Annotated in this window: 23 protein-coding genes, 1 tRNA gene and 1 pseudogene; 16 read left to right on the top strand and 9 right to left on the bottom strand. The window is 63.0% G+C overall.

Annotated elements, in window-relative coordinates:
- Position 1: 1 nt before the first annotated feature.
- Complete coding sequence (gene galE, locus AAC014_RS02920; RefSeq protein ID WP_339703851.1) at positions 2-991, bottom strand: UDP-glucose 4-epimerase GalE; 990 nt, start codon at positions 989-991, stop codon at positions 2-4.
- A gap of 132 nt (positions 992-1123) precedes the next feature.
- Here galE and AAC014_RS02915 point away from each other — a divergent pair, with 132 nt between their 5' ends.
- The 3 genes from AAC014_RS02915 to gpmA are packed head-to-tail and all read left to right on the top strand — an operon-like array spanning position 1124 to position 3581.
- Positions 1124-1717 (top strand): DUF4136 domain-containing protein, encoded by a 594-nt coding sequence (locus AAC014_RS02915; protein WP_339703850.1) that lies wholly within the window; start codon positions 1124-1126, stop codon positions 1715-1717.
- A 20-nt stretch (positions 1718-1737) separates the two neighbouring features.
- Positions 1738-2874, top strand: coding sequence for a M14-type cytosolic carboxypeptidase (locus tag AAC014_RS02910; RefSeq protein WP_339703849.1), 1137 nt, complete (start codon positions 1738-1740; stop codon positions 2872-2874).
- Positions 2875-2891: 17 nt separating this feature from the next.
- A complete protein-coding gene (gene gpmA / locus AAC014_RS02905; RefSeq protein ID WP_339703848.1) occupies positions 2892-3581 on the top strand; it encodes a 2,3-diphosphoglycerate-dependent phosphoglycerate mutase in 690 nt (229 codons plus the stop codon).
- Here gpmA and AAC014_RS02900 read toward each other — a convergent pair.
- Positions 3578-4888 (bottom strand): amidohydrolase, encoded by a 1311-nt coding sequence (locus AAC014_RS02900; protein WP_339703847.1) that lies wholly within the window; start codon positions 4886-4888, stop codon positions 3578-3580. The genes gpmA and AAC014_RS02900 overlap by 4 nt on opposite strands.
- A gap of 246 nt (positions 4889-5134) precedes the next feature.
- Here AAC014_RS02900 and AAC014_RS02895 point away from each other — a divergent pair, with 246 nt between their 5' ends.
- Together AAC014_RS02895 and AAC014_RS02890 are read left to right on the top strand one after the other, a co-directional pair.
- The gene (locus tag AAC014_RS02895; protein ID WP_339703846.1) at positions 5135-6067 is read left to right on the top strand and encodes a 2-oxoglutarate and iron-dependent oxygenase domain-containing protein; all 933 of its coding nucleotides are present in this window, start codon (positions 5135-5137) and stop codon (positions 6065-6067) included.
- Positions 6068-6142: 75 nt separating this feature from the next.
- Positions 6143-6979, top strand: coding sequence for a helix-turn-helix domain-containing protein (locus tag AAC014_RS02890; RefSeq protein ID WP_339703845.1), 837 nt, complete (start codon positions 6143-6145; stop codon positions 6977-6979).
- A 77-nt stretch (positions 6980-7056) separates the two neighbouring features.
- Here AAC014_RS02890 and purB read toward each other — a convergent pair whose 3' ends face one another.
- Entirely contained in the window at positions 7057-8358 is a 1302-nt protein-coding gene (gene purB / locus AAC014_RS02885) for an adenylosuccinate lyase (RefSeq protein WP_339703844.1), read from the bottom strand.
- A 58-nt stretch (positions 8359-8416) separates the two neighbouring features.
- Entirely contained in the window at positions 8417-9106 is a 690-nt protein-coding gene (gene radC / locus AAC014_RS02880) for a DNA repair protein RadC (RefSeq protein ID WP_339703843.1), read from the bottom strand.
- 75 nt (positions 9107-9181) lie between these two features.
- Between radC and AAC014_RS02875 the strand changes: the two genes are divergently transcribed.
- Positions 9182-10324 (top strand): aminotransferase class V-fold PLP-dependent enzyme, encoded by a 1143-nt coding sequence (locus AAC014_RS02875; RefSeq protein WP_339703842.1) that lies wholly within the window; start codon positions 9182-9184, stop codon positions 10322-10324.
- On the top strand, positions 10324-10779 hold the full coding sequence (locus AAC014_RS02870) for a GNAT family N-acetyltransferase (RefSeq protein ID WP_339703841.1): 456 nt from the start codon (positions 10324-10326) through the stop codon (positions 10777-10779). The genes AAC014_RS02875 and AAC014_RS02870 overlap by 1 nt, the downstream gene beginning before the upstream one ends.
- Positions 10780-10811: 32 nt before the next feature.
- Here AAC014_RS02870 and map read toward each other — a convergent pair whose 3' ends face one another.
- Together map and AAC014_RS02860 are read right to left on the bottom strand one after the other, a co-directional pair.
- Complete coding sequence (gene map / locus AAC014_RS02865; RefSeq protein ID WP_339703840.1) at positions 10812-11630, bottom strand: type I methionyl aminopeptidase; 819 nt, start codon at positions 11628-11630, stop codon at positions 10812-10814.
- A 10-nt stretch (positions 11631-11640) separates the two neighbouring features.
- A complete protein-coding gene (locus tag AAC014_RS02860) occupies positions 11641-12294 on the bottom strand; it encodes a murein L,D-transpeptidase catalytic domain family protein (RefSeq protein WP_339703839.1) in 654 nt (217 codons plus the stop codon).
- Between the two features lie 103 nt (positions 12295-12397).
- Here AAC014_RS02860 and AAC014_RS02855 point away from each other — a divergent pair, with 103 nt between their 5' ends.
- The 6 genes and pseudogenes from AAC014_RS02855 to AAC014_RS02830 form a co-directional block, all read left to right on the top strand.
- Positions 12398-13150: a molybdopterin-binding protein gene (locus tag AAC014_RS02855; protein WP_339703838.1), complete on the top strand. Its 753-nt coding sequence runs from the start codon at positions 12398-12400 to the stop codon at positions 13148-13150.
- A gap of 30 nt (positions 13151-13180) precedes the next feature.
- Positions 13181-13268 (top strand) — tRNA-Leu (locus tag AAC014_RS02850).
- 160 nt (positions 13269-13428) lie between these two features.
- Positions 13429-14679, top strand: a complete 1251-nt coding sequence (locus AAC014_RS02845; RefSeq protein WP_339703837.1) for an integrase arm-type DNA-binding domain-containing protein — start codon at positions 13429-13431, stop codon at positions 14677-14679.
- Positions 14680-14874: 195 nt separating this feature from the next.
- Entirely contained in the window at positions 14875-15273 is a 399-nt protein-coding gene (locus AAC014_RS02840) for a sigma factor-like helix-turn-helix DNA-binding protein (RefSeq protein WP_339703836.1), read from the top strand.
- Between the two features lie 72 nt (positions 15274-15345).
- Entirely contained in the window at positions 15346-16266 is a 921-nt protein-coding gene (locus AAC014_RS02835) for a HEPN domain-containing protein (RefSeq protein ID WP_339703835.1), read from the top strand.
- A gap of 246 nt (positions 16267-16512) precedes the next feature.
- Positions 16513-16707: pseudogene (locus AAC014_RS02830) on the top strand (hypothetical protein); the annotation flags it as partial.
- A 173-nt stretch (positions 16708-16880) separates the two neighbouring features.
- Here AAC014_RS02830 and AAC014_RS02825 read toward each other — a convergent pair.
- Positions 16881-18533: a CocE/NonD family hydrolase gene (locus AAC014_RS02825; protein ID WP_339703982.1), complete on the bottom strand. Its 1653-nt coding sequence runs from the start codon at positions 18531-18533 to the stop codon at positions 16881-16883.
- Between the two features lie 284 nt (positions 18534-18817).
- Between AAC014_RS02825 and AAC014_RS02820 the strand changes: the two genes are divergently transcribed.
- Positions 18818-19882: a GlxA family transcriptional regulator gene (locus AAC014_RS02820; RefSeq protein WP_339703834.1), complete on the top strand. Its 1065-nt coding sequence runs from the start codon at positions 18818-18820 to the stop codon at positions 19880-19882.
- Here the strand turns inward: AAC014_RS02820 and AAC014_RS02815 are convergent.
- Positions 19879-20844, bottom strand: coding sequence for an ornithine cyclodeaminase family protein (locus tag AAC014_RS02815; RefSeq protein WP_339703833.1), 966 nt, complete (start codon positions 20842-20844; stop codon positions 19879-19881). The two genes, AAC014_RS02820 and AAC014_RS02815, sit on opposite strands and share 4 nt — an antisense overlap.
- 231 nt (positions 20845-21075) lie before the next feature.
- Here AAC014_RS02815 and AAC014_RS02810 point away from each other — a divergent pair, with 231 nt between their 5' ends.
- Positions 21076-22332 carry an FAD-dependent oxidoreductase gene (locus tag AAC014_RS02810; protein ID WP_339703832.1) on the top strand — a complete coding sequence of 419 codons (1257 nt, stop codon included), beginning with the start codon at positions 21076-21078 and terminating at the stop codon, positions 22330-22332.
- 40 nt (positions 22333-22372) lie between these two features.
- On the opposite strand, the gene AAC014_RS02805 is transcribed toward AAC014_RS02810, so the two are convergent.
- Complete coding sequence (locus AAC014_RS02805; protein WP_339703831.1) at positions 22373-23347, bottom strand: AraC family transcriptional regulator; 975 nt, start codon at positions 23345-23347, stop codon at positions 22373-22375.
- 230 nt (positions 23348-23577) lie between these two features.
- Here AAC014_RS02805 and AAC014_RS02800 point away from each other — a divergent pair, with 230 nt between their 5' ends.
- Complete coding sequence (locus AAC014_RS02800) at positions 23578-25824, top strand: TonB-dependent receptor (protein WP_339703830.1); 2247 nt, start codon at positions 23578-23580, stop codon at positions 25822-25824.
- Positions 25825-25852: the final 28 nt, after the last annotated feature.

Raw genomic sequence — 25852 nt, 5'->3', positions numbered from 1 at the left:
CTCAGCCGCGCGCGGCGAGCTTCTCCTCCCATGCAAGCGCATGAGTCACGATTGTATCGAGGTTGCCGTTGCGCGGCTGCCAGCGGAAGGTTTCGAGAATCTTGGCATTTTCAGCTACGAGCGCGTCGGGATCGCCCGCGCGGCGCGGCTCCATGCGCCGCTCGATCTTGCGGCCCGAAACACGCTCCACCGCATCCAGCACTTCCAGCACCGAGAAGCCGCGATTGTAACCGCAGTTGAGCGTTACCGACTCCTCCGGCCGCTCCTCGAGCCAGCCGAGCGCAAGCACGTGCGCGGCAGCAAGATCGCTGACATGGATGTAGTCGCGCACCCCGGTTCCGTCGGGTGTCGCATAGTCGGTGCCGAACACGGAGATGTGCGGGCGTTTGCCGGTTGCCGCCTCGACAGCGACCTTGATGAGATGTGTCGCGCCCGCTGTCGACTGGCCGGTACGCCCGGCAGGGTCGGCGCCCGCGACGTTGAAGTAGCGCAGCGCCGCATAGTTGATCGGGTGCGCGGCCGCGACGTCCGCCAGCATGAACTCCGTCATCAGCTTCGAGGTGCCGTAGGGGTTTATCGGCACGCGCGGCGTCTCTTCGTCCACGGGCGTGTGGTCGGGGATGCCGTAGACCGCAGCGGTCGACGAGAAGATGAAGTGCTTCACGCCGTTCCTGACCGCTGATTCGATGAGCGTGCGGCTCGCGGCGGTGTTGTTGCGGTAATATTTGAGCGGATCGCTCACCGATTCGGGGACCACCACCGAACCCGCGAAGTGCATGATTGCCGCGACGCCCTGCTCCGCGACGATACGGTCCAGCAGGGACTCGTCGGCGACATTGCCTTCGTAGAAGGGCACGTCCTCCGGCACCGCCCAGCGGAACCCAGTGACGAGATTGTCGATCACCGAGACCTGATGGCCGGCATCTTTCAGTGCTAAAACGGCATGGCTGCCGATATATCCCGCGCCGCCCGTCACCAGAACCGATGCCATTCCGTCACTCCTATTTCGCGCCCTCGCCGGATAGGCGGACAGCGGCAGCCCGGCAAGCCGTTCAGGCATAAGAAAGCTGTGAAGCCGCAGGATGATGCGATAGGATTGCACAATTGTTCCAGGGGAACCGCCATGCAGAAACAGGCCCTTGCGCTCACCGCGCTCGCACTTCTCGCCGCCTGCACCACCAATCGCTTCGAAGCCGACGTCACGCGCTTCCACATGACGCAGCCTGGGCTGCGCGGCAGCGTTTATCTGGAACCACTCGACAAGGCTGCGGCAGGGACGCTCGAGTTTCAGAACTATGCGTCCGCGGTCGGCGCCGAGCTCACAGAACACGGCTTCACGGTCGCGCCGGCGCGTGACGGCGCGGAGTATATCGGCGTCCTCGCCTATGGGCAGTCCACGCGCGAAAGCGTAGGCGGCGGTTCTCCGATCACGATCGGCATCGGTGGCGGCACGTTCGGCAAGAACGTTGGCGTCGGTCTCGGCACCAGCCTCGGCATCGGCGAGAAGAAGACCAAGGAAACCGCGATCAACATGCTCGCGCTCAAGATCGAGCGCGCGTCAGACAAGAGCGTGCTTTGGGAAGGCCGCGCCGTTGCGGAAGCGGGCAGCACGACGCGCTACGGACCGCTCGCAGCGGCGATGCCCGCGCTTGCCGATGCACTTTTGCGTGACTTTCCGGGCACGTCGGGCCAAACGGTGACCTACAAATCCCAGTAAGCCCTGCCCACAGGAGTGTCATGGCCGTCACCGTTTCCGCCGCCTTCGACGGCGGCAATATCGCTGTAACGCGTGCCGAGCGCGCGGACGATATCGTGCTCACCATCCCGCGCGATCACATGTCTGAGTTCGCGCAGTGGTTCTATTTCCGCCTCTCGGGCGTGTGCGGTGAGCCATGCACCATCCGCCTCGTCGGCCTCGAAGCCTCTGCCTATCCGGGCGGCTGGCCGGACTATCGCGCGGTCGTCTCCTACGACCGCAGCGACTGGCGCCGCGCCGACACCGCCTACGACAAGGCCGCTGACGGCGGAACGCTCACCATCAGGCTGACGCCTGAGGAAGACAGCGTCTGGATCGCCTATTTCGCGCCCTACAGCATGGAACGGCACAACGACCTCGTTGCCCGCATCGGCAGGACGCCGGGCGTGATGAGCGAGGTTATCGGCAAGACGCTCGACGGGCAGGACATGGATCTGCTGACGATTGGCGATGGCCCGGTGAACCTGTGGTTTATCGCCCGCCAGCACCCCGGCGAGACGATGGCCGAATGGTGGATGGAAGGCGCGCTCGAACGCCTGATCGACCCAGCCGACCCGGTGGCGCGCGCGCTCCGCGCGAAAGCCACGCTGCGCATCGTTCCGAACATGAATCCGGACGGCTCCCGCCGTGGGCACCTGCGCACGAACGCTGTCGGCGTGAACCTCAACCGCGAATGGGCGTCGCCGTCGCTCGAACGCAGCCCCGAGGTCTTTTCTGTGCTCGCGCGCATGGACCGCGACAAGCCCGACTTCGTGCTCGACGTCCACGGCGACGAGGCGATCCCGAACAATTTCATCGCGGGCTTCGAAGGCATCCCGTCAATCACCGACGCGATGACTCAGCGGCTCGCCGCCTACATCGCGATTCTCGACCGCCTCTCGCCGGACTTCCAGACCGTTGACGGCTACGAGACCCCGGCGCCCGGCAAGGCGAACCTCACCGTCGCCACCAACGCGCTCGCGGAGCGTTTCGGCTGCCTGTCAATGACGCTTGAAATGCCGTTCAAGGACGCGAATGTGGCGCCGGACGCAGATTATGGCTGGTCGCCCGCGCGTTCGAAGGCGCTCGGGCGCGATTGCCTCGCCGCCGCGCTCGAAGTGCTTCCCCAACTCCGCTGACTTTCAGGAAATACGCAATGCCCCGTCTCGTACTGCTGCGCCACGGCCAGTCGGCCTGGAACCTTGAAAACCGCTTCACCGGCTGGTGGGACGTCGACGTCACCGAGCAAGGCGCCGCCGAAGCCCGCGCCGCCGGGCAGCTTCTCGCCGGCGCAGGTTTCGATTTCGACACCTGCTTCACCAGCCTGCAAACGCGCGCGATCAAGACGCTCAACCTCGTCCTTGAGGAAATGGGACGCCTCTGGCTACCCGTCACCAAGGACTGGCGCCTCAACGAGCGCCACTACGGCGGCCTCACCGGGCTCAACAAGCAGGAGATGATCGACAAGGTCGGCGCCGAGCAGGTTCACATCTGGCGCCGTAGCTTCGACATCCCGCCGCCCGAACTGGAAGCGGACAGCGCGTTCGACGTCTCGAGGGACCGACGCTACGCGGGCATCGCCGTGCCGCGCACCGAGAGCCTGAAGGACACGATCGCCCGCGTGCTCCCCTATTGGGACGCCTCCATCGCGCCGCGCCTCAGGGCAGGCGAACGCGTCGTCATCTCCGCGCACGGCAACAGCCTGCGCGCGCTCGTAAAGCACCTCTCCGGCATCTCGGACGATGAAATCCCCACGCTCGAAATCCCGACCGGCCAGCCGCTCGTCTACGAACTGGACGCCGACCTGAAGGAAATCGAGCGCTATTACCTGAAAGACCGCGCCTAGCGCTTGCCGAGCACAGCCCGCGCCGCCGTCACCATTGCCTCGACGCCGGTGCGGATTGTGGGTTCGGGATCGGGTGCGAACTTCGAGGAGTGGAGCGACGGCAGCTTCGTCGGATCACCGCCCGCTGCATCATAGGTCGACTGCTTGACCGCACCGACGCGAAACAGCGTGCTTTCGATGCTCTTGTCCTCGCGGTAGAACCGGCTGAAATCCTCGCCGCCCATCTCGGGTTTATAGGGCTTCACCTTGTCCGCGCCGAAGCGCGCGACGAAGGCCTCCTTGAGCACGCCGGTCTGAATCGGCGTATTGTACGTGGCAGGGGTGAACTCGTCGGCCACATTGACGACGGGCATCAACTCTTCCGGCATTCCGGCTGCGATCGCCTCTCCCCGCGCGATGCGCTTGATGCCACCGATCAGATACTGCCGGGTTTCATCCGAATAGCTTCGCACGGTGAGCTGCAGGTGCGCGCCGTCGGAAATGATGTTGTGCTTCGTGCCGGCGTTGAAGGCACCGACCGTCACCACGGCGGGTGTCTGCGGATCGAGCTCGCGGCTGATCAGTGTCTGCAGCGCGCCGACGATCCGGCTTGCGAGCACGATCGGATCCTTCGTCGTGTGCGGATAGGCACCGTGGCCGCCCTTGCCCTTCACGTCGATATCGACCGAATCGACGTTCGCCATCACGTAGCCGTCCGAGATGCCGAGCGTTCCGGCAGGCAGCGTCGCGCTGTCATGCAGGCCAATGACGTGCGCAGGCTTTGGAAAGCGCGCATAAAGCCCATCCGCCAGCATGTCGCGCGCGCCGCCACCGCGTTCCTCGGCGGGCTGCATGATGATGACGAGCGTACCTGACCATTCGGACTTCGAGGCCGCGAGCCGCCGCGCCGTGCCGATCATGCTCGTCATGTGGATATCATGGCCGCAGGCGTGCATCACGCCGGAGGTGCCGACGCCCGGAACCTGAATGGTCTTCTTGCTGGCGTAGGGCAGGCCGGTTTCCTCGGTCACGGGAAGCCCATCCATGTCCGCACGCAGCATCACCACCGGCCCGTCGCCGTTCTTAAGAACTGCGACCACACCCGTCTTGCCAACGCCCGTGGTCACCGCGAATCCCGCTTTCTTGAGCTCCGCCGCCATCCGGGTCGACGTTTCGACCTCTTCGAACGAAACCTCGGGATTGGCGTGCAGATGCTTGTAGAGCGCCACCAGATACGGCGTGTCGGCCGCGACCGCATCGGTGAGCGCATCGGCGGCGGCAGGTCCGGCGAGACACATGAAAATGGCGGCGGCAACGAAACGGCGCATCGGCTTCTCCCTGTTCGAAGGAGAACCCTAGCGGTCCCTTTGGCAAATGTCCTTTTGAAAGGCGCGCGCATCATATGGAAAGGGCCGCGCCGGAATTAATCCGACGCGGCCCACTCCTTCGGGCAGGGTGACCCGCGTGCGTTGGGGGCAGAAATCACGCGAGTCAGATGACACAACACCGCAGGCGACAAGCGGTTCCCGCCGCGCTAGGATTTCCCGCGTGAAAATTGCCTGCGAGCCTACGAGATGACCGTAACCGCCGAGAGTTTGAGCCCCATTTCGATAGCGGGCCGCCCGGCTGATTTTTCGCAGCAGCTGATGCACGACTTCAGGATGTACGGCTTCGGTGTGGTGACCGATCACGGCATCCCGGCAGCAACCATAAACGCGGCGGACGCCGCGGCGCGGCGTCTGTTCGCTCTGCCCGATGCCGTGAAGCGGCAATGGCATCTCCCCGGCACCGGCGGCGCGCGCGGCTATACGCCGTTCGGTGTCGAGGCTGCCAAGGATGCCGCAGAGGTCGACCAGAAGGAGTTCTGGCACGTCGGGCGCGAGTTCCCGCCCGGGCACCGTTATGCCGCCGATATGCCGCCGAACGTGTGGCCCGAGGTTGCCGGTTTCCGCGAAGCGGCACTTGGCATGTTCACCGCGTTCGAAACGGCGGGCGCCCGCCTGCTCGAAGCCATCGCCATCGGACTCGACCTGCCGGATGCCTTTTTTTCCGGCCCAACGCGTGACGGCAACAGCGTCCTGCGCTTCCTGCACTACCCGCCGCAGCCCACAGCGCCGAACGGCATCCGCTCTGCCGCGCATGAGGACATCAACGTCATCACGCTACTGCTCGGCGCCGAGGAAGCGGGGCTCGAACTTCTGAACCGCGACGGTTCCTGGATGCCGGTGCGTCCGCCCGAAGGCGCCCTCGTCGTGAATATCGGCGACATGCTGCAGCGACTGACCAATCATGTGCTGCCCTCGACGACACACCGCGTGGCGAACCCCGTGGGGCCTGCGGCGGGACGCGCGCGCTATTCGATGCCGTTCTTCCTCCATTTCGCGCCGGACTACCGGATCGAGACGCTGCCAGGCTGCGTGACCGCGGCCAACCCGGATCGCTACCCCGAAGGCATCACCTCCAACGCTTATCTGCTGCAACGGCTTCGTGAGATTCGACTCCTCTGAATCTTGCGGGGGCGGAACAATACGCATTCGTAATTAGTTGCCGCGCGTATACGAATTGAGCCGGAAGAGCCGTTCATGCTGCAGTCGCGCAACTATGCCCCCTCACCTCACCTCGCGCCCTATGTCGCGCGCCACTATGTATTCCGGGCACCCCTCCCCGACGATTTCGTCATGGTGGACCGGCTGCTGGCCGAGACTGCGTTCGTCCGCATCCTCATCACCGGCGACTGGGCCGCGGAGGTCGCGCCGGGGCGCTGGGAGCGTCCGGGCGACGTCCTGTTCTTCGGCGCCAACGCACGGCCTTTCAAAGTGCGCGTGCGCGGACCGTTCTTCATTGTCGGCGTCGCTCTCCGCCCCTCCGGCTGGCGCGCGCTTTCGGACCGCCCCGCTTCCGACTTCGCGGACCGCATGGTCCGGCTCTCCGACGTGTGGGGCGAAGACGCCGAGGCGCGGTTCGCGGACGTCGCCAAGCTGACCGACGACGACGCGATCGTCGCGGTCTGCGAGGCCGCGATCACCGCGCAGCTGAAAGCGCCCCAGCGCGTCAACCGCGCGATGCAGCACCTTGAGAGCGTCGCCCGCCTCGACAGCGCGACGCGTGTCGAAGACGTTGCCGACGAGCTCGGCATCTCGTCGCGCCAGCTCGAACGCCTGTCCACCGCGCATTTCGGGCACACGCCCAAAACCGTGATGCGTCGTAGCCGCTTCCTCGACATGGCCGCCGCGATGCGCGGCCTCGGCGATCCGGACGACGACTATCTCGCCGCGCTGCGCTATTTCGACCAATCGCACCGGACGCGCGAGTTCAAGCACTTCATCGGCATGACGCCCGCGGAGTTCGAGCGCACGCCGACACCGCTGCTCGACGCCGGTATCCAGCTTCGGCAGGAACGCAAGCATCACCGCTTCTGAAAAAGCCGCAAGTAGACGAAGTAGGCGAGCGCGGTGAGAGTGGCTTGTCAGGCCGGATAAATCCTATTTCACAGGATTTATTCACCAAAGACGCGCCGGAAGATCGTGTCGACGTGCTTGAAGTGGTAGCCGAGATCGAACAGGCCTTCGAGCTCCGCGTTCGAAAGACGCGCGGTCACGTCCGGGTCGGCCTTGAGGAGGTCGAGGAGCTGGAGCTGCCCGTCCGAATCCCACACCTTCATCGCGTTGCGCTGCACGAGCCGGTACGAATCCTCGCGGCTGACGCCCGCCTGCGTCAGCGCCAAGAGTACGCGCTGCGAGTGGATGAGCCCGCCCATCTTGTCGAGGTTCTTCTGCATCCGCTCAGGGTAGATGAGGAGCTTGTCGATGACGCCAGTGAGGCGGACGAGCGCGAAATCGAGCGTGACGGTCGCGTCCGGCCCGATCATCCGCTCGACGGACGAGTGCGAGATGTCGCGTTCGTGCCAGAGCGCAACGTTTTCCATCGCCGGGATCGAATAGCCGCGCACCAGCCGTGCCAGCCCGGTGAGGTTCTCGGTGAGCACGGGGTTGCGCTTGTGCGGCATCGCCGAGGAGCCCTTCTGGCCCGGCGAGAAATACTCCTCCGCCTCCAGCACCTCGGTACGCTGCAGGTGGCGAATCTCGACCGCCAGACGCTCGACCGACGAGGCGATGACGCCGAGCGTCGCGAAATACATGGCGTGACGGTCGCGCGGAATCACCTGCGTTGAGACCGGCTCCGCCGTCAGCCCCATCGCTTTCGCGACGTGCTCTTCAACGCGCGGGTCAATGTTCGCGAACGTGCCCACCGCGCCCGAAATCGCGCAGGTGGCGACTTCCTCGCGCGCCGCTACCATGCGCGCGCGGCAGCGTTCGAACTCGGCATAGGCCTGCGCGAGCTTGAGGCCGAACGTGGTCGGCTCGGCATGGATGCCGTGGCTGCGGCCCATCGTCGGGGTCATCTTGTGTTCAAGCGCGCGGCGCTTGATCGCGGCGAGCAGCGCATCGAGATCAGCGATGAGGAGGTCCGCCGCGCGCACGAGCTGCACGTTGAAACAGGTATCGAGCACGTCCGAACTCGTCATGCCCTGGTGGACGAAGCGCGCTTCCTCCCCGACATGCTCGGCAAGGCTGGTGAGGAAGGCGATCACGTCATGCTTCACCTCGCGCTCGATCTCGTCGATGCGCGCGACATTAAAGCCGCCGCGTTCCCACACCGCCTTCGCAGCCTCCGCGGGGACCACGCCAAGCTCGACGAGCGCGTCCATGGCGTGCGCCTCGATCTCGAACCAGATCTGGAAACGGGTTTCCGGCTCCCAGAGCGTCGTCATCTCGGGGCGGCTGTAACGTGGAATCATGCGCGGGGCTCCTGTTCTGGGCCGCGCGGGTAGCAGAGCGGCGGCGGCGTTTCCAGCCTTAGAGCAACCCGAGAGCCTTGAAGCTGGCGTGGCCTTCGCGGCCGATGACGATGTGATCGTGGAGCTGGATGCCGAGTACGCGCGCCGCGTCACGGACGTGGTTGGTGAGCTGGATGTCATCCCGGCTCGGTTTCGGGTCGCCCGAGGGGTGATTGTGGACAAGGATGAGGGCGGTCGCGCCGAGATCGAGCGCGCGGTGGATCACTTCGCGGACGTAGACGGAGGTCTGGTTCACGGTGCCGTCCGACATCACCTCGTCCGCGATGAGCACGTTGCGCGAATCGAGGAACAGCACGCGGAAGCGTTCGCGCCCCAGATGCGCCATGTCGGCATGGAGATAATCGAGCAGCGCCTGCCAGCCGGCAAGCACGGGCTTTCCATAGACGTTCGCACGCTGGAGGCGAAGCGCGGCGGCGCGTACGAAGCCGAGCGTCGCGATCACGGCGTCACCCGCGCCTTCGACGCGCTTCAGGTCGCGCGGCTCCGCCGCGATCACCGCTGCGAACGACTGAAACCGCGCAATCAGCGCCTTCGCGAGCGGCTTCGTGTCGCGGCGTGGAATCGCGAGGCCGAGCAGATATTCGAGCAGTTCGTAATCGTGGAACGCATCGCCGCCGCCTTGCAACATGCGCGCGCGCATACGGGCGCGGTGGCCGGCATCAGCGTTGTTGGAATCCGTATCGGGCATGAAACGACGCTAGCCGCAAGCCGGGGGTAAAGGCCAGTCCTTGCAGCTGTCATAGGCTTCTGGCTTAACGGAACCATGAGCATGATCCCCTGCCAGCGCGACCGGTTCGATATTCCGCGTGAGGTCGCCTACCTGAACTGCGCCTACATGTCGCCACTCGCGCATGAGGTGACTGGAGCGGTCGAAAGCGGTGCGGCGCTGAAAGCCGCGCCGTGGACGTATCGCCCCGCCGACTTCTTCACACACACCGAGGCGGCGCGCAGCCGCTTCGCAGCGCTCGCCGGCAGCAGCCCGGACGATTTCGCCGTCGTTCCCTCGGTCAGCTACGGGCTTGCCGTCGCGGCGCGGAACCTGCCGCTCCGGCGCGGGCAGGACATCGTGGTGCTCGCCGACCAGTTCCCTTCCAACCTCTACATCTGGCGCGAACATGCCATCGCCTGCGGCGCGCGCATCGTGACGGTGAAGCGCGAAGCCGGAGAGGCGTGGACGCCTGCCGTGCTCGCCGCGATCGGCCCGGACACGGGGCTGGTCGCCGTGCCGAACTGCCACTGGGCGGACGGCGGCCTTGTCGACCTCGACGCCGTGGGCGCGGCGTGCCGCGCGGCGGGCGCGGCGCTCGTGCTCGATCTCACGCAGTCGCTCGGCGCGCTGCCGTTCGATGCACGCAGCGTGCAGCCCGATTTCATGGTCGCCGCGTGCTACAAGTGGGCGATGGGCCCTTACGGCATCGGTATGCTGTATGTCGCGCCCAAGCATCAGGGCGGCACGCCGATCGAGCACAACTGGATGAACCGCGGCGGCAGCGAGGATTTCTCGCGGCTGGTCGACTATCGAAACGATTTCCAGCCCGGCGCGCGCCGCTTCGACATGGGCGAAAAGGCGAACCCGCCGCTCTTGATGGGTGCCACCGCCGCCATCGACATGCTGCTCGGCTGGGGCATCGCGAACATCGCCGAAACGCTGGGGCACCGAAACCTCGCGCTCGGCGAAGCGGCGCGCGGCATCGGCCTTCTCGCGCCCGACCCCGGAACGCGCGCGCCGCACTTCCTGTCGCTCGGCTTTCCGCACGACGTGCCGGGCGGCCTGCTCGAACGCCTTGCCGCCGAGAACGTCTTTGTTTCACTGCGCGGCCGTTCTCTGCGTGTCACACCACACCTCTACAATGACGATATGGACTGCGAGCGATTGATCACGGTGCTGAGGGAGGCGCTCGGCTGATGGAGATACGCCGCGACACTCTGCAAGGCCCGGAAATCGCCGCGCTGCTGCAGGCACATCTCGACGAGATGCACCGTCATTCGCCGCCCGAGAGTGTGCACGCTCTCGATCTCGACGCGCTGCGCGCGCCCGATATCACCTTCTGGACGGTGTGGGACGAAGGCGTTCTTCTGGGCTGCGGCGCGCTGCGCGAACTCGATCCGCAGCACGGCGAGATCAAATCGATGCGGACGGACGAACGCCATCGCCGGCGCGGTGTCGCGACCGTGATGCTCGACCACATCATCGAAGAAGCAAAGAAGCGCGGCTACACGCGGCTAAGCCTGGAAACGGGCACGCCCGCCGCGTTCGATGCGGCACGGCTGCTCTATGCGAGCCGCGGCTTCACGCTTTGCCCGCCGTTCGGGGATTACCGCGAAGACCCCTACAGCGCCTGCATGACACTGGAGCTGTAAAGCGCCCCTCTTCAGGGCCAGCGACTTTTCTCTCAGGCCGCGTAGGGCGGATGATCGAGGCCGGTCGGCGATTTCGTGAAGATCTCGCAGCCGGTTTCGGTGATGCCGATCGAGTGTTCGAACTGTGCGGAGAGCGAGCGATCGCGCGTCACCGCCGTCCAGCCGTCGTCGAGCACCTTCACATCGGCGCGGCCGAGGTTGATCATCGGCTCGATCGTGAAGAACATGCCGGGCTTCAGCAACACGCCGCGCCCCGGCTTGCCGACATGGACGACGCTCGGCTCGTCATGGAACATGCGGCCAAGGCCGTGCCCGCAGAAGTCGCGCACGATGCCGCAGCGCTGCTCTTCCGCGTACGACTGGATGGCGTGGCCGATGTCGCCGAGGCGGTTGCCCGGCTTCGCCGCCGCGATGCCGCGCATCAGGCACTCATAGGTGATATCGACGAGGCGGCGCGCCTTCAGCGGCACATCGCCGACAAGGAACATTCGGCTGGTGTCGCCGTGCCAGCCATCGACGATGACGGTGATGTCGATGTTGGCGATATCGCCCTTCACCAGCTTCTTCGTGCTCGGGATGCCGTGGCAGACGACATGGTTGATGCTGATGCAGCTTGAATGGCTGTAACCCTTGTAGAACACGGTGGCGGGAACACCGCCGCGTTCGCGCACAAACTCGTAGACCATCGTATCGAGATCGATCGTGCGGGCGCCGGGCACGACATGCGGCACCAGCATATCGAGCGCCGCCGCAGCAAGCTGGCCCGCGCGGCGCATCCCTTCGAAGGCCTCCGGCCCGTGCAGCTTGATGCCGGACGCATCGAGAATGACGTCTGAAACTTCCATGTCCATACAACCTGTCCTAACGCGCGGTGCGGCTGGCGCCAGCCGGACGATCCTTCATGGCGACGACGCACTTGCCGTAGGGCGAGGTGCCGACCCAATCCTTGTCCGGGTGCCAGGCGAACACGAAATTGCCGCCCTTGATGAGATCGATGACACCCTGCGCGACCGCGCTACGCAGCGCCGGGCAGCCCCAGCTGCGTCCGAGGCGGCCCTGCTTCGCGCCCGCTTCCGGGTTCACGTAAGGCGCGCCGTGCATGACGATGGCGCGATCGCGCGCCGCGTCGTTCACCCCCGGCACCAGCCCGTCCATGCGCAGCGAATAGCCGTTCGCGCCCTGGTAGGTCTCGGCAGTGACGAAGAGGCCGAGGCTCGATTGGCGCGAGTTCATCGCGTTCGAGAAGCTCGTGGTGCGATTTTCGCCCGAGTTGCGGCCGTGCGCGACATATTCCTGAACGAGCGCGGCACCGGTCTTGATGTCCACCACCCACAGGCGCGGCTCCAGCGAGGTGCGGCCGTAATCAATGATCGTGACGCTGCGGGCGCCCTTGCCGATGCCCGACGCCTGTGCACAGGAGACGACATCGAGCGCGGCGCGGCGGACGTTTGCGTCCAGCGTTACAGCCTTCGGCGCAGGGGCCGCCAGCAGGGCGAAGGTGAGAATCCCGATCATGTCGTCACTCCGAATACCCTAAACCAGCCCGATCCGGCAACGGTGGTGCGGCACCCTGCCATCACGCTTTACCCTGTTTGCCACTGCGGCTACGGATAGCCGCATGGTCGAAACCCGCATCTGGACTGCCGCGCTCATCGTCATCGGCGACGAGATTCTCTCCGGCCGGACCCAGGATGCCAACCTCGCTTATCTCGCGAAATGGCTTAACATTCAGGGAATCCAGCTCGCCGAGGCACGCGTCGTCGCCGATCAGATGGGTGCCATTGTCGCTGCCGTCAATGCCTGCCGCGCCCAGTACGACTACGTCTTCACCACCGGCGGCATCGGGCCGACGCACGACGACATCAGTGTCGATGCCGTCGCGGAGGCGCTGGGCGTGCCGGTCGTGCTGCACCCGGATGCCGAGGCGATGCTGCGCCAATATTACGGCGACCGCATCACCGAGGCACGGCTGCGCATGGCCCGCGTGCCCGGCGGCGCCGACCTTATCGAGAACCCCGTTTCGGGCGCGCCGGGCATCCGCATCGGCAACGTCTTCATGCTCGCGGGGGTCCCCAAGATCACGCAGGGGATGCTCCAGGGGCTCGACGGCAAGCTCGAAGGCGGGCTTCCCGTGCTCGACCGCACGGTGGGCGCCTGGGTACCCGAGAGCAGCGTCTCCGACCTGCTGATCGCGGTGGAGCGCGAGAAGCCGGGCATCCAGATCGGCAGCTACCCCTTCTGGCGCGAAGGCCGCATCGGCGCGAACTTCGTGATCCGCAGCCGCGAGCAGACCGCGCTCGACGACGCCGCAGCGCGCCTGATGGACGCACTCTCCGCCGCCGGACACGACCCCCTCGACGGCGCCATCTAGAGACGCTAGGCACGCCGAAACACCGCAGCGGCCCACGTGGCGGAATTGGTAGACGCAAGGGACTTAAAATCCCTCGCCTGTTTCAGGCGTGCCGGTTCGATCCCGGCCGTGGGCACCAACCGCTTTCCGCAGGGGTCCACACCCGTCCGGAAAGTGGCTGATTTCAGCCATTTCTGACGGTACGTTTTCCGTCTCAAACCGTCCCCGTTCGTTGTATACCGTCAAATCTGACGGTACATTTGCGGTATATTTTCCCTCGAAAGCGGAAATGTACCGTCATGCTGACCGATGCCGCCATCCGAAAACTCAAGGTCCGCGACAAGCCATTCAAGGCCGCCGACATGCATGGACTCTATCTGCTCGTCCACCCGAACGGCGCCCGCTATTGGCGCATGGACTACAGGCACGCGGGCAAAAGAGGCACGCTGGCCCTCGGCGTCTATCCCAGGGTCTCACTCAAGGCCGCACGCGAGAAGCGCGCGAGCGCGGCCGATATGCTCGAAAAAGGCATCAACCCATCCGTCTACAAGAAGATCACGCGCGGCCTCTCGTCCGTCCCCGAGGCAAACACGTTCAAGGCCGTGGCAGAGGAATGGCTTGAAAAATGCGAGGCTGAAGGCCGCTCGTCCTCAACGATGGACAAGCTGCGTTGGCTCATCGGCTTTGCCGAACCCCTGATCGGCGGACGGCCGATCGGAGAACTGAAAGCGCCCGAGGTTCTAACCGTATTGCGAACGGTCGAGGTCCGGGGCCGTTACGAGACGGCCCGCCGTCTGCGCAGCACGTGCAGCAGCGTGATCCGCTATGCCATCGCCACGGGCCGGGCCGAACGCGATGTGACGCTCGACCTGCGCGGCGCGCTCATTGCCCCGAAGGTCAAGCACAGGGCCGCGCTCGTCGAGCCGCAGCGCGTGGGCGAATTGCTGCGGGCCATCGACGGCTACCAGGGTCAGCCGTCGGTAGATTTTGCATTGAAGATCCTCCCCCACGTCTTTGTCCGGCCCGGCGAACTCAGGAATGCAGAATGGGATGAGTTCGACTTCGACGGCACACTCTGGGCCATCCCGGGCGCCCGAATGAAGATGGGCCGCGAGCATAATGTGCCGCTGTCATCCCAGGTTCTTGAGCTCTTGCGTGAGCTGAGGCTCTATACGCGACACTCCCGCTACCTGTTTCCCTCGATCCGATCACCGGACCGGCCGATTTCGGACAATAGCATCAATGCCGCGCTCCGGCGTCTGGGCTACGCCCAGAATGAAATGACCGCGCACGGCTTCAGGGCCATTGCCAGCACGCTTCTGAATGAAAGCCGTAAATGGCATCCGGACGCGATCGAACGGCAGCTGGCGCACATGGAAAGCAACAACGTCCGCCGCGCCTATCTTCGCGGCGAACACTGGGCCGAGCGCGTACGAATGATGCAATATTGGTCGGATCATCTCGACAAGTTGCGCAGGGCGAACGTCGTTCGAGGCAAGTTCACGAAGGAGAAAAGCCATCCAGCCTTCGGCCGGATGAAGTCTGTCTGATCCGGCTCCCGCGCGGGGCGGGCGGGTCGCTATGCCTTTGGTCCGGCCGTGCCGGTCCTGCAACCCGCGTGGCGGGTCTTCCACTTCGTTTCAGCCCTTCGGGTGCAGGCCCGGCCCTTGGGGCCGGACCTGTCGGCGCTCCGCCGCCCACCCCGCTCTTCCGCCGGGTGCGGCTGTTGGAGAGGGAGAAGAGGGATGGAGCAGCCTATCAATGGAACCGCCGTGCCGCAGGATATGGACCGGCTGTCGGTGATGCGGCGCGTGCTCGAAGGCCTGCCTGAAACGACGCTCATCGTGTTCATGGCGCACCGGGTCGAAGGCAAGCGCTATGCCGAGATTGCGCGAGAAATGGGCGTCAGTGAATGGCGTGTCGAGCGCCACATGGTGCGCGCGATCAGCCGGATTGCGGACGTCGGCGCACGCTACCGGGCGGCGTTCGCAGCGCTCGACTTCGTATCCCGGCAGGTACTGGAGCTGGCGTGGGATGGGCTTTCGAACGACCGGATCGCGGTGCGGCTCGGACTCTCCTTGCACGATGTCGAGGCCCGCATGACGGAGGCGCTGGTAGCACTCGATGAAGCCACAACCCTCTGATCAGGGAGTTGTGGTCGTAGGGCGCTGTTCTTGCAGTGCAAAGTCACGCCCCAGTTGCTAGGAAAGTCCCCTATGCGCACCGACCTTGATCATCTGCCGCCCGCCAAGCAGCGCGAGCTGGAACGCGTGCTTGAGGTGCTGTTTGCGGGGTTCGAGGAAGCCACCGCGCTCGCGACGCAGGCATGGAAGAAGAAGGGCCGCATCCTCAAGGTCGTGCTCTACGGCAGCTACGCGAGGGGCGGCTGGGTCGACGAACCGCACACCGCCAAGGGCTACAAGTCCGACTTCGACCTGCTCGTCGTCGTCAACGACAAGCGTCTCACCGACCGTATCCCCTACTGGGAGAAGGCCGAGGATCAGCTGATGCGGGAGTACGGCATTACCAAGACGTTGAAGACCCCGGTCAACTTCATCGTGCACACGCTCCAGGAGGTTAACGACGGCCTGGCGCATGGCCGGTATTTCTTCATGGACGTCGCGAAGGACGGCATCGCGCTCTACCAGAGCGACGACGCACCGTTCCATACGCCCAAGCCCAAGACGCCCAAACAGGCGCTCGCCATGGCGAAGGAATACTTCGAGGAGTGGCTACCGGCAGGCCTTCGCAAATTCGATCTGGCTAGGGAAGCGGTAGCTCGCGGCTATCCCAAAGAGGCGGCATTCCTCTATCATCAGGCCACCGAAAGCCTTTACCATTGCGTGCTCTTGGTGTGCACGTTCTATACACCCCACGTCCACAATCTGGGCTTTCTGCGCACGCAGGCCGAGCGGCTGGACCGGCGCCTTTTCCACGTCTGGCCGCGTGATACGAAGAATGAGCGCACCCTCTTCGAGAAGCTGAAGGAGGCCTACGTCAAGGCCCGCTACTCGAAGCACTACCGCATCAGCGAGGAAGAGCTTGATTGGCTCGGCGCGCAGGTCGAGGAACTTGGCCGCGTCGTCCATACCGTTTGCAGCGAGCGGATTGCTGAGCTCGAAGCGGCGGCAAAATAGCATAAAGCCACTGCCTAAATCGGTACCGTGAGACGGCTAGTTTCTGCCTGTTTGCGCGTAGGGTGTGGGAATTCTCTCGCGCTGCAGTACTGCCTCATAGTGTTTCTGGATGCTGGCAAGGCGCTCAATTATGTCCTGAAGCAGGACGGCCTTCTCATCGGATTCGGTTTCGCCAGCCGCCCCACGCAAATCGGCTGTCAGGGCGTGTAGGCTATCGCCTTGGAAAACAACTCCCGGAAATTCACGGAACGTCAACTGGCGCACGTCGAAAACAACGATGTCCGGCGTGCTTACCTGCGCGGGGCGCATTGGGCCGAGCGTGTCCGCATGATGCAATATTGGTCGGATCATCTCGACAAGTTGCGCAGGGCGAACGTCGTTCGAGGCAAGTTCACGAAGGAGAAAAGCCATCCGTCCTTCGGTCGGATGAAGTCGGTCTGACTGGCTCCCGCGCTGCACGACACTTCCGTCCAATGATAGAACGCTGCTATTCTGCGAATCCACGGGCGGTGGATGATCTGCTGGCTCGCACTATTGTTCTGATCATCCAAAGCAGCGTGATAGCAGGTCAGGGAGCTGAGATTTCTATCCATCCAGCCATTCGGACCGGAGGTTCAACTCGACAGTGTTGGCCTTATGAACGGAAGTATGATCCGCGAGGCCTCGTGCGGGGTATGATAGATTCGCTGCGTTGCGCTGATTGGTGTCAGCGTTGATGTCATCCAGTTGTCTGCGCCGGTTTGAGCGTTGACGTCGAACCGATTGAACCAGCTTGAGCAAATTTCAACCCGCAGCCGATGTCCCGGAAGAAGTCTTATCCCTACGGCACCTAAATCAATCTTATAGTTGTGAATGCGGTTGGGCTCCGGGAAGTTGAGGCTGTCAAAGCCGCTTCGAAACCGAGCCCGCAGAACTCCGCGAGAAAGAAAACGCGCGCACCCATCCGGGTGCACATCTACAAGTCTGACATGCCAGTCGCAGTCGGGCGCGCTCGAGGACGCGTAGAGGTCGAGTTCAACCGGTCCCACAATGTCCGTCAGCTCCGTAAAGGCATCGGTCGTATAGCACAGAATGTCCGGGCGCCCGGTTACGACCCTGTCATCGACGGGCCCGTCATGCATGTTGAAGACGGTTCGAATCGGGTCGGAGGGGTCCGAGATGTAGCTATCATGTCCCGGGCTTTCGGGTAGGTCAAACCGCAGACATCCGTCGCCGTCATGCGTGTTGGCGGCGCCATTGCTGTCGAGGTAAAGTGCCTGGAACTCCGTGCCTGGTAGCGGCCATTCATTGGCAGACCACCATTCGTTCGCACCTAGGACGAAGATATGAACAGCAGCCTCCTCGTCCAGGCCGTTCCCCGTGTCGCCTCTTAGCCAAAAATCGAGAAAACGCGCAGTATAGCCATCGAGATCGACCAAAGCGTCTTCGCCGAAGTCGACGTCGTTGCGCGATTGCCAGATATTGGGCCAGTGCGGCCATGGGCCAATGACAAGGCGTTGGCCTTGTCTGGCACGCTGGCCAGCGCCTTTTCTTCGCATTTCGACGAAGTTGTCGATCGCGCCGGAAAAGTTCAGATCCCACCAACCTGTGACGTTCAGAGCGGGAACCGTCATGGAGGGGTGATACTGATCGTAACCGCAACTCTGCCAGAACTCGTCCATCAGCGGATGACGCAGCCATTCTTCCCAGAACGGGCTGTAGGTGCCCGCGGCTTCACCCATCGTGGACAGCGGCGATGCCTCGAAATAAGGGTGTTCCTTCTCGAGCAGCGTGTTGAGATCGGGCAATTGGAAGGTCCGCCTGCCGAGTGCGAAGGCCCATTCCGCCGACGCCAGCGTCATCGCGCCACCCCAGATCGGCTCGTTTGCAAAGGCATTCCCCGGCGGCGAGCAGAATGGCACGATGGCCTTGAGCGCAGGCGGGGCCTTTGCGGCGGCGAACCACTGCGTCTGGCCTTCATAGGACCTGCCGATCATCCCGACGTTACCGTCACACCATGCCTGCTTTGCGATCCATTCTATCGTGTCGAAGCCGTCGTCATGTTCCTGTCGATAGGGGTCGAACGCGCCGTCGGAATTGAAACGGCCGCGGCAATCCTGCACGGCCACGACATAGCCCCGCGCAGCCATCCGATCGAGGAAAGGCCGGCGCATCGGCGAGGCGAAGAACCTCACCTTGTCATAAGGGGTGCGCACCAGAATGACGGGATAGCGGTCTTCCTCAACCGGACGGAGTATGTCCATCGCCAGCATCGTTCCGTCCCGCATGGGCGAGAGCACGTCACGCAGCAACCGTGTAACGTGATGGCCGGGGGAAAAGTTATAGGATGGGAAATGCGCACCCGTCTCAATTCCGGCCGGTCGCGTGTGTGACATACAAAAAAGCTCCGCATGTTGATGCCCCGGCCCTGGCTGCTGATGCTTCGCGCGCAGACTGGCGATCGTGTCGCCGATGTGGACGCATGTCTCGGTAAGATATAGAATAGGGCGGACAAGTTCTGGAAGCATGGCGACATGATCGGAACGGCAGCAAACTTCGTTGGGAACCAGGCATGTTTGACTGCAAGAATGCAGGGGCATCTTTAACCCCCGCGCTTCAGCTACGCATTGGTTTCGTGTTGCTTCCAGATTTCACGTTGATGGCTTTGACGGGCTTCATCGAGGCGTTGCGGATCGCGGGCGACGACATCGATCACAGTCGAAATCGCTATTGCAGCTGGGAAATCATGTCGCCAGGGTCTGCGCTCATTCGATCCAGCTCCGGACTTTCGGTTCAGCCGACGTCGAAGCTCCAGACGCCCGAGAATTTTGACTATGTGGTCGTGATCGGGGGGCTGCTTGAAGCACAGGATCGCGTTGACCCCGCGATAATCGACTATGTCCGAGACGCCGGCGCCAAGGGTGTGCCGCTGGTTGGCGCGTGCACAGGCAGCTTCCTGTTGGCGCGCGCGGGCCTGATGGAAGGACGACGATGCTGCATTCATCAGTTCCATGTCAGCGAATTCCAGGCCGAGTTTCCTGCGCTGACGATCGAACCCGACCGCCTGTTCGTCATTGATGGCCCTCGTATCACCTGCCCGGGCGGGGCCAGCGCGAGTGACTTGGCGATCCATCTCATTCAACGGCATTGTGGCCGGGATCGTGCGTTGAAGACCGTATCCCTGCTGTTGTTCGACGAGGCGCGTTCGGCCAATCATCCGCAAGCCCGCACGGCGCTCGACCTCAGCGTGCCGGTGCAGGATCCACTGGTTCGACGTGCATTGTTGATCATGCAGCAGAATATCAGCCCGGTCATGCCCGTCGGCGAGATCGCTAGAACGCTGGGCACGAATATAAAGAAGCTCGAAAGGGCTTTCCACGCGCAGCTTGCTATATCGCCAGCGCAGACCTATCGCCGAATCCGGCTCGAACGCGCGCTTTGGCTCGTGGAACATAGCCGCAAGAGCATGGCCGAGATCGCATATGAGTGCGGCTATGCCGACGCGTCGCATTTCTCCAGGATGTTCCGAGACGCTTTCGACGTCTCGCCGAGCGCTGTTCGCGCTCAGCATTCGCCGGTCGCCATCGCGCCTATGTCGGAAACGCGGCGGATTATGCCGCTTGTGATGCCGAGCTAATCACTTAGGGACTCAGAAGCTGCTGTATTCAGATAAACGGCGTGTGCAGCGATGATATCCTGGGCGACGATGCCGAGCGACTTGTAGATCGTGATCTCATCGTCACTCTGTCGTCCCGGGATCTGCCGCATCAGCACAGCGCCAAGTTCGCCGACGACATGGCTGCGGTCGATCGCGCCCTCATCTATCGGAATCAGAATCTCGCCGGCTTCGACGAAAGCTGAGGCGAGCGAATCCACATAGATGCGACCTTCCGCAATAAGTCGCGTATCGGCCTCGCGTGTCGTTGGCGCATGGGCACCGACCAGGTTCACATGTGTACCGGGACCCACCCAATCGCCAAGCAGCACAGGTTCATGCGAGCCCGTCGTCGTACACAGGATGTCGCACGCCGCCACCACGCGAGGATCGTCGACGGGTACGATCCGCGCCGCAGTTCGGTCGGCATGTGTCTCGGCGAAGGCTTCGGCCTTGCTCATCGAGCGGCCCCAGATACGCACTTCAGCGATGTCACGTACGGCGCAGACCGCTTCAAGGTGCGCGGTGGCCTGGACGCCGCATCCGAACAATCCGAGCGTGTTTGCATCCGGCCGGGCGAGCGTCCGCGTCGCGAGACCGCTTGCCGCGCCGGTGCGCAACGCTGTGATCGCACCGCCATCCACGATGGCGAAGGGCGTGCCGCTATCGTGATCGAACAGCGCGACGAAACCCTGTATGGCCGCTCGTCCTGCCGCCGGGTTCGCGGGATGCAGGCTGACGATCTTCGCGCCGTAGATACGCGGCTCAACAAGTGAGCTCGGCATCAGGCCGAAATATCCGCTGTTATCGACCAAGGGCATGATAAGCCGCGGCGGCATCGCCAGTTCGCCCTTGCTGACGAGTGTCATAGCCGTGGCCATCGCATCGATACACCCCGCTATCGGCAAGCGGGACCGCACCATTTCAGCGTCGATGAATTCCATCCGTGGCAACTCCGGGCTGTGCAAAACAATCCAACCTTTCTCATGAAAGGCATTGGCAAGCTCTAGAAGCTATTCGACGATAAATGGCATTTTTCAGATTGAAACGGGGTACGATGGAAGCCTATCTGGCGATTGTGTCGATCGTATTCCAGACTCTGTCCTTTTGGTTCTAGCTGTTTCCCTGCGCCCCTCCGAAAGCTTGTTGTCTGAACTGGAGTGACGGAAATCGACTTGACCAATCTCATCATTGGCTGCGGTGTGGTAGGCCTCACCACCGCCCTAGAGTTGCTGCGACGGGGGCAGCATGTCGTCCTTCTCGATTCAGCCGCGCATGAAGGGCTGGGCGCGAGTTTCGCAAATGGTGGGCTGCTCACACCGACAATGGCCGAACCCTGGAACACCCCGGGCATTCATCGCCATCTCCTTGAATATATGGTGAGTTCGTCGTCGGCGTTGTCGCTGCGTCTGAGCGCAATTCCGTCGCTGCTTTCCTGGGGGCCCCGTTTTCTGCTGAACGCCCGCGCATCCCAGTATCGCCGTGCGACGCTCGCCAACATCGCGCTTGGAACCTATTCGCTGACCGTTCTTCGGGACATGACCGAGACATTCGGCCTGAACTATGAGGCGCGCGAGCGCGGCACGCTCAAGATCTTCAGGTCGGCGCGCGCGCTCGACGAGCTTTCGAAGGCCACGGCCCTGCTGAACGAACACGGACTGACGACGCGCGTGATGGACGCTCGCGGTGCCGTTGCGGTCGAACCGTGCCTGGCGGCTATCGAAGGGCAACTGGCCGGCGCGATACAGTATTCTCGGGATATGTCCGGGGACGCGTACTTGTTCTGCCGGGCGGCCGCCGCGGCTATTACGCGGTTGGGCGGGGTGTTTCATTTCAACCGGACTGTACGGTCCATCGAGGTACACGGGGGCAAGGCGATCGGGGTGCGTATCGGCAACGAACTGTTGCCGGCCGAGAATATCGTGGTCGCCACGGGCGCTGCCAGCCCGGCTATCGTATCCCGGCTGGCGGACCTCGCGATCAAGCCTGTGAAGGGTTATTCGATGACCTACACTCCGATCAGCGCGAGGTCGCTGCCGACCGTTCCACTGGTCGACGATGCCTACCACGCAGTTATCACGCCCCTCGGCACGCGTCTTCGTGTCGCCGGCACGGCGGAGTTCGCGGGAAACAGTCTGAGTATGGACAAGAAGAGGGTCGAAAACCTGACCAACTTCATGAAAGCGATCTATCCTCAGATCGCGACTGACGATACCTTGGCAACGGGAAAAGCTTGGGCAGGACTGCGTCCAGTGTCGGCGGACGGACGCCCGTATATCGGATCGACGCGCATTCCGGGCCTGTGGGTCAACAGCGGTCATGGCCATCTCGGCTGGACTCTCGCCGCCGGCTCGGCCCGGCTGCTGGCTGATCTTATGACCGGTGCGAAGCCGGCGATCGACGCGGCGCCCTATATGGTGGGGAGGAGGTAACACGTCGGGGAGGGCGCTGAGCCTTGCTCTTCGGGCGTCTCTAGTTGCGATACCTGTCTGGGAGCGTCCTACGGAAATCGCTCGGACTGATGCCGAAGCGTGCCTTGAACGCCGGCGCAAAATTTCCCGGAAAGGCGAAGCCGACCTCAAGAGAGATGTCGAGGATCGAGCGATCGGTCTCCATCAGGAGACGATGAGCGAGCTCCAACCGCATTTCGCGCGCAAAGGCGTGGATGCTGGTCCCGTAAAGATGTCTGAAGCCGCTCGCGAGATCGGAACGGTTGGTGCCAACGGCCCGTGCCAGCGCTTCCAGCGACGGAACGTGCACCGGATCGTCGACGATGCTCTGTCGCACTGCGTTGAGGCGATTGATCTGCTTGCCCGTCAGTTTGGCGGCCGACTGTTCTTCGCGCGCGGATTCCGTCAGCTGCGCGAAGAAAGTGCAGACGATCTGTTCGGCCAGAGCCGACAGCGTATTCGCGCGCAGCCTGCCGGACATGTCGCATATCAGCATCTCGTTCATCGCTCTCCGCATCGACGCGGGAAACACCGTCAACGGCGCAGAAATGCAGAACCCGGCCTTCCCGGCCTGGATCAGGTCGGTACAGCCGCAGTCCTGCATCAGCGCGGTGAAGTATGATCGGCTGATCTCCACCACAATGCTGCGATAATAATATTCCTGGTCATGCGACCAGCAGAACATTTCGCCGTTCTGCGTGAAATCGTGTAGGACGACCTCCTGATCGATCTGGATCGACTGGCCGTCCGACATCGCGACATTCATGATGCCGCTGACGGGAAGTCTTAGATACAGACGGTCGGAACAGGGGATGATCGTCCGGAACGGCGGCTTGAGCACCACGTTATTGATCTGAACGAGCAGGTCGAGCGACGATCGGATCAGTTCAACCTCGCCCCTTGCCAGCGGCGTGTTGATCGCGATCCGCTCCGCAAAGTCGGAGCGACTCAGGATTGCACGTCCCTCGATCCCGGGCAGGCGTTCGGCAACGGCCAACAACTCGCTCATAGTCGCGTACTCTGCTCCTTCTCACGCCATCATGGCAAGCGACTGCGTTCGACATGTCGCGACCGCGATTGAAGCACAATGGCGGCAGCCATCAAAAACATACGAATCCATGCGCGGCCTGCGGGTGGCATGAGACCTGCTGATCCAACGCCTCCTACATTTGCTCCAAGGCTGCGTCGGTGCGCCGGGAGGCAGATAGAAAATAAAAGGAGGGGCATATGTTTGTTCAGGTGCATTTGAGTTTGCGCACGCAGGTCCGGGGGGCAGTCGCCGCATTGCTTGCAGCAACCGCCCTGGGGCTGGCGGTCACGCCCGCGCAGGCACAGGACACAGCAACATCAGCTGATTTTGTGGGCGAGGAGATCGTTGTCACAGCGACACGCCGCGAAACCGGGGTTCTCGATGTGCCTGCCAGCATAAGCGTATTGTCAGGGGAGTTGCTCGACCGCCAGGGGGCGAGAGGCTTTGCAGATTATCTCGCGAACCAGCCCGGCATCGGCTTGACGGATGTCGGCGGCGGACAGACGCGAATCGGTATTCGCGGCGTCGCTAACCTGACCGGCTCGGAATACGGCACCGCCGATTCGGTGGAAGCCGTCGGTATTTATCTGAACGAAATCCCAATCTCTGGGGCGGGTTCAGCACCTGATTTGGCTATCTACGACCTTGCTCGCGTGGAAGTGCTCAAGGGGCCGCAGGGCACGTTGTTCGGGGAAGGGGCGATGAGCGGAGTGGTCCGCCTTATTACCAACAGCCCGAATTTTCTGGATTTCGAGGCGCGCGGTGAAGCGTCGGGCGCGACGATCAAGTCCGGCGGCGACGAATGGATGGTGCGCGGCCTCATCAACGTGCCGATCATTTCCGAGGCTGCCGCGCTGAGAGTCGTGGGGTCGTGGCGCCGCTCGGGCGGGTTCATCGATAATGTCGCGGTCGGCGAGAAGAATGTGAATTCCTCGGAGCATTGGTCGGTTCGCGCGGTTCTTGGTGCAAAGCTGGGAAGCGACGTCAGCGCTGAGCTCATGTACCTGCGTGATGATAACCGACTCGACGATTTCAACGACATCAACCCGGCTCTTGGGGGGCTGCGGCAAAATCTAGGCGAGGATCGCTCGACCGATCAGCTGTTCCAGCTCTATGCCTTGACGGTCGAAGCGAATCTCGGATTCGCTGATCTCGTATCGGCCTCTTCCTACAACAAGATCAACCGTCTCCATCGGCCTCGTTTCCAGTTCCTGGGCTTTCCGCAGGAGACTTTGCCAAGCCAGATCAAGCAAACGGGCTTCGTGCAGGAGTTGCGCCTGGTTTCGCAAGGCGACAATCGCTTCGACTGGATTGTCGGCGGTTTCTATCGCGAGCGTGACCAGTCGATCTGCGGTGAGCTGGACGTGCCCGGTGGCGCTGCGGTGCTCGGCACCTCGGACGCCGGGATAACGCGCCCCTGCCCCGTCAGCCGGTCGCCCTTCATCCTGTATCGGGATGTGCCGAACGAAGGATTCAACCAGCTCGCCTTCTATGGCGAGGCATCGTTCGAGCTTCTGCCTGGCCTGGACCTGACGGGCGGCGCGCGCTGGTTTAAGGAGAAGACTAGTTATACGCAGGTGCTGGTCGCATCCGCGCCATTGTCGGCGATCAACAACACCTCTTTTGTCAAGGCCAGTGTCGATGACCTGATCTTCAAGGCGGGTTTGTCCTATCGAATCAATCCGCGGATACTGACCTACTTTACCTTCAGCCAGGGCTTCCGCTCGGGCGGGCCCAACCTCAATTCAGGGATTGCGCCCACCATACCCCCGCTGTTCCGGCCGGACACCGTCAACAACTATGAGCTGGGTGTAAAGGGTAGTTTTCTGGACGGTCGAGTCACGATCAATGCAGCCGGCTTCTATACGGATTGGCAGGATATCCAGCTGCTCGACGCCAACGTGGTCGTTGTTGGAGGCAGCCGCTTTGGATACATCAGCAACCAGGGGCAGGCACGCATCTACGGCTTCGACACGAGCGTGGCCGTGACTCCGACGCAGGGCCTCGATCTGGGCGTCAGCGTTGCTTACGTCAATTCCAAGCTTACCAAAGCTTCGGCGACGTCGCAGTTGCTGGTCGGGCAGGAGCTGCCCAACTCGCCGCCGCTCACATTTTCGACATTTGCGGCTTATGGCACCGCACTGTCCGACAATGTCGATCTCAATCTTCGCGCCGATTTCGCGTTCACCGACAACCAGTCCCCCGATCCGCTGGTCGCGCCCGGTGTAGGCGCCTCGCTTGGCACGGGATGGCGCAACCTGAAGGACAACTCGCGCCTTAACCTTACTGCGGGCCTCGATTTCGATCGCTTCGGCTTCGATATCTTTGCACTCAACGTGCTAAACGAAATTCCGGAATACGGCGCCAACGTTCCTGCTTCTGGCGGCGGTGTCATCATCGGCACGCCGCGCACGATCGGTGCACGCCTTCGCGTTGCCTTCTGACGATATTCCAAGAGAGGAAGGCAGTGCC

Origin of the sequence: uncultured Sphingosinicella sp. (assembly GCF_963974575.1) — a bacterium.
Lineage (GTDB): Bacteria > Pseudomonadota > Alphaproteobacteria > Sphingomonadales > Sphingomonadaceae > Sphingosinicella.
The sequence above is the reverse complement of the archived record's forward strand: the minus strand, read 5'-3'. Positions and strand labels throughout refer to the sequence as shown.

What these genes read in the sequence shown, in the direction of transcription:
- galE (WP_339703851.1), bottom strand. Translation starts at nt 991, where the DNA reads ATGGCATCGGTTCTGGTGACGGGCGGCGCGGGATATATCGGCAGCCAT.
- AAC014_RS02915 (WP_339703850.1), top strand. Translation starts at nt 1,124, where the DNA reads ATGCAGAAACAGGCCCTTGCGCTCACCGCGCTCGCACTTCTCGCCGCC.
- AAC014_RS02910 (WP_339703849.1), top strand. Translation starts at nt 1,738, where the DNA reads ATGGCCGTCACCGTTTCCGCCGCCTTCGACGGCGGCAATATCGCTGTA.
- gpmA (WP_339703848.1), top strand. Translation starts at nt 2,892, where the DNA reads ATGCCCCGTCTCGTACTGCTGCGCCACGGCCAGTCGGCCTGGAACCTT.
- AAC014_RS02900 (WP_339703847.1), bottom strand. Translation starts at nt 4,888, where the DNA reads ATGCGCCGTTTCGTTGCCGCCGCCATTTTCATGTGTCTCGCCGGACCT.
- AAC014_RS02895 (WP_339703846.1), top strand. Translation starts at nt 5,135, where the DNA reads ATGACCGTAACCGCCGAGAGTTTGAGCCCCATTTCGATAGCGGGCCGC.
- AAC014_RS02890 (WP_339703845.1), top strand. Translation starts at nt 6,143, where the DNA reads ATGCTGCAGTCGCGCAACTATGCCCCCTCACCTCACCTCGCGCCCTAT.
- purB (WP_339703844.1), bottom strand. Translation starts at nt 8,358, where the DNA reads ATGATTCCACGTTACAGCCGCCCCGAGATGACGACGCTCTGGGAGCCG.
- radC (WP_339703843.1), bottom strand. Translation starts at nt 9,106, where the DNA reads ATGCCCGATACGGATTCCAACAACGCTGATGCCGGCCACCGCGCCCGT.
- AAC014_RS02875 (WP_339703842.1), top strand. Translation starts at nt 9,182, where the DNA reads ATGAGCATGATCCCCTGCCAGCGCGACCGGTTCGATATTCCGCGTGAG.
- AAC014_RS02870 (WP_339703841.1), top strand. Translation starts at nt 10,324, where the DNA reads ATGGAGATACGCCGCGACACTCTGCAAGGCCCGGAAATCGCCGCGCTG.
- map (WP_339703840.1), bottom strand. Translation starts at nt 11,630, where the DNA reads ATGGACATGGAAGTTTCAGACGTCATTCTCGATGCGTCCGGCATCAAG.
- AAC014_RS02860 (WP_339703839.1), bottom strand. Translation starts at nt 12,294, where the DNA reads ATGATCGGGATTCTCACCTTCGCCCTGCTGGCGGCCCCTGCGCCGAAG.
- AAC014_RS02855 (WP_339703838.1), top strand. Translation starts at nt 12,398, where the DNA reads ATGGTCGAAACCCGCATCTGGACTGCCGCGCTCATCGTCATCGGCGAC.
- AAC014_RS02845 (WP_339703837.1), top strand. Translation starts at nt 13,429, where the DNA reads ATGCTGACCGATGCCGCCATCCGAAAACTCAAGGTCCGCGACAAGCCA.
- AAC014_RS02840 (WP_339703836.1), top strand. Translation starts at nt 14,875, where the DNA reads ATGGAGCAGCCTATCAATGGAACCGCCGTGCCGCAGGATATGGACCGG.
- AAC014_RS02835 (WP_339703835.1), top strand. Translation starts at nt 15,346, where the DNA reads ATGCGCACCGACCTTGATCATCTGCCGCCCGCCAAGCAGCGCGAGCTG.
- AAC014_RS02825 (WP_339703982.1), bottom strand. Translation starts at nt 18,533, where the DNA reads ATGCGGGACGGAACGATGCTGGCGATGGACATACTCCGTCCGGTTGAG.
- AAC014_RS02820 (WP_339703834.1), top strand. Translation starts at nt 18,818, where the DNA reads ATGTTTGACTGCAAGAATGCAGGGGCATCTTTAACCCCCGCGCTTCAG.
- AAC014_RS02815 (WP_339703833.1), bottom strand. Translation starts at nt 20,844, where the DNA reads ATGGAATTCATCGACGCTGAAATGGTGCGGTCCCGCTTGCCGATAGCG.
- AAC014_RS02800 (WP_339703830.1), top strand. Translation starts at nt 23,578, where the DNA reads ATGTTTGTTCAGGTGCATTTGAGTTTGCGCACGCAGGTCCGGGGGGCA.